This is a genomic window from Fructilactobacillus florum 8D, assembly GCF_000512295.1.
Lineage (GTDB): Bacteria > Bacillota > Bacilli > Lactobacillales > Lactobacillaceae > Fructilactobacillus > Fructilactobacillus florum.
Genome location: NZ_ALXG01000006.1, coordinates 1 through 2,527, shown reverse-complemented (window position 1 = coordinate 2,527; position 2,527 = coordinate 1). Strand labels below are relative to the sequence as shown.

Here is a 2,527-nt window from a genome sequence, read left to right as displayed (position 1 = left end):
ATACTCATGTTACGGTAAAAAGACAAAATTAAAACTAGTGAGATATTTAGTGATGCTATGAGAATTTAATTATATTTTTATATTCAACACACACCAGTGTAATAATTTTAAAAAATCCTGTGAGGAATTAAAATGTTGATCACTTTTACAACCCGTGCTTTTGATTTGTTAATTATGTTAACCGTCTCCTTGATTGGATTACCTCTCTTAGACGGAATTATTAGCCGTTATCTTGGAAATAATTTAAAGATTTATCTAGTGCAAAAATTTGGAAATAAATCCCAGTACTGGTTTGGCGGATTGGGAGTAATTATCCACGAACTGGGACATGCTTTCTTTGCCGTCATCTTTGGTCATAAAATCGGCGCTATTAAACTACTTAATTTTCAAAACCAAGACGGTACGCTTGGTAGCGTATCTAGTAGCTATAATCCCTCTAGTCGCTACCAAACCATTGGCAACTTTTTCATTGGGTTGGCGCCTATTTTCAGCGGTCTCTTCACATTTTGGTTATTAGTTAAACTGCTCTGTCACCCCACCTATACCAAATTACCAACCATACCGCTAACAAACTTAACCATGAAAAAATTTGCCATCATTGTGTTGCAAAGTACTTTTAATTGGCTCAAAAATATTTATCAGGCTTTTTTAAACACTGGAAGTGGCCAACAACTTCTGCTAATTATCCTAGTTGGCATGATTAGTTCCACCGTTTTTAGTCTTTCAGATGCTGATTTAAAAGCTACCTATACGGGATTACCCAGTTACATGTTTATCGTTTTTATTTTGAGTATTGTCAGTGCTGTGGCAACCATAATCAATCCTGTTTTCTTGCTCCAATTGGTTCATCTTATCATCATGATTGCAGCTCTATGGATTATTTTACTTATCCTGATTCTGAGCTGTCTCTTAGTCAGTTTAGGAGAACTCTGGGTGGGAAGTTTGTTTTTCAAACTAAGATAATACTATCGCTTTAAAGATTGCCACAAAAAAGTTTTTCCACACTAACTCAAATCAAATCGGTTACCTGCGAGCCCGTGCAAAAAAATCTGCAAACAACTGATCTTCGCCAGCATCAAACTGCCATAAATCTTCAGGATGCCACTGCACCCCCAACAGTAGTCCATTACGATCTTCAATCGCTTCAGGGACCCCATCATTGGCTCGAGCAACCACGTGTAGATTAGGCGCAATTTTACGTAGACCCTGATGGTGGCGAGAATTAACGTTCGTCCGCTCACCTAAGGACGCATACAGTTCACTGTGATGATCGACCTCGATTTGATGTACCTCACGCGCAACCTTTGTTCCTCGTTGTTCGTGGTTAGTTGGATGCCCTGGAAACTCTTCTGGCAAATCCTGATATAGACTCCCTCCAAAAGCCACATTTAAAAGCTGATAACCTCGACAAATCCCTAAAACTGGCTTGTGCTGTCGTAAAGCATTTTTGGCAACGGCAAATTCAAACTGGTCATGTTGCGAGTTATTTTGTTGCCCAAACGGATGCTGTTTTTGATGAAAAAAACTGGGCGAAATATCCTGACCACCTGGAATTATCACCGCATCGACCATTTCAACTAATTGTTCTGTCATATCCGCCTGCACTACTGGTAAGATTACGGGAAGCTGCTGATGTTTGGTAATTACATCAATAAACGTCTTTGGTAAGCAATTAGCAAGTGGCTGGCAGTAGCGGTTTGGTGCTCCTAAATTTAAATTTGCGGTAATTCCAATTCTCATGTACTTAACTTCCCTTCAAACTGCTTTTGTAAAATTTGAGCGCCGTTAAGCAACGACGACCTAGTCAGTTTACCCCTCAAAGTGGCTCAACATTATTTCAGAAACACTCCTATTTCATCAGTGCTCCTGTTTCTAAGAGTTCAGCTTAGCCTGTGCAGCGACCAGATTACAAAAGTTACTTCACCTGAGCTTTTGCTGTTAATTTTATTGATGAAGCGGGGTTTTGTAACCAAACCGTTGCCAACCAATCACCGTTCGTTTTTACAAACGGATTACTTGCAGCTCACCTTTTTATGGACTATGGGCTCCTAAAAAAAGATTAAATCTCATTCAATCTGATTGTCTTTTTAATTCATAATCGGTATGCTTAGGGTAGTATCATAACACTTATGAGGGGGTAAATAGTAATGATAATTTTACATGCTTTAGTTGGAATCATCGCCTTTGCAGGTGCTGGGGTAATGTCAATTAGCTTCGCTGGTCATTTAAACCAGCTGTCCAAAGTTCAAAAATGGTCCATCATTATTACTGCTACTACAATCGGCATCACCGCTGTTTTAGGTTTATACTCAGCTACGGGGATCATCGGAGCAGTTGTTTCGCTAATTTTACTAGCTGGCTTTGAGTACTTCTGCTTTTTCAAAGAACCAAAACAAGATCACGAATACTCACACTAATCTGGTCGCTTTAAAACCAATCAAGGTTCTTTTCCTTGGTTGGTTTTTCATTTGAGAATCACCTTTCAACCAAGAAAATCAAAAAGACACTCAATTAATTGAGTGTCTTT

The 2,527-nt window shown here is 39.0% G+C and carries 3 protein-coding genes; 2 read left to right on the top strand and 1 reads right to left on the bottom strand.

The annotated features are described in order from the left end of the window. Positions 1-132 precede the first annotated feature (132 nt). Positions 133-963: a hypothetical protein gene (locus tag B808_RS00240; protein ID WP_035421205.1), complete on the top strand. Its 831-nt coding sequence runs from the start codon at positions 133-135 to the stop codon at positions 961-963. A 60-nt stretch (positions 964-1,023) separates the two neighbouring features. Here the strand turns inward: B808_RS00240 and B808_RS00235 are convergent, their stop codons facing one another. Beyond that, positions 1,024-1,740, bottom strand: a complete 717-nt coding sequence (locus tag B808_RS00235) for a gamma-glutamyl-gamma-aminobutyrate hydrolase family protein (RefSeq protein ID WP_035421204.1) — start codon at positions 1,738-1,740, stop codon at positions 1,024-1,026. A 407-nt stretch (positions 1,741-2,147) separates the two neighbouring features. Here B808_RS00235 and B808_RS00230 point away from each other — a divergent pair, with 407 nt between their 5' ends. Then, the gene (locus B808_RS00230; RefSeq protein WP_009166357.1) at positions 2,148-2,417 is read left to right on the top strand and encodes a hypothetical protein; all 270 of its coding nucleotides are present in this window, start codon (positions 2,148-2,150) and stop codon (positions 2,415-2,417) included. The last annotated feature ends 110 nt before the right edge of the window (positions 2,418-2,527 follow it).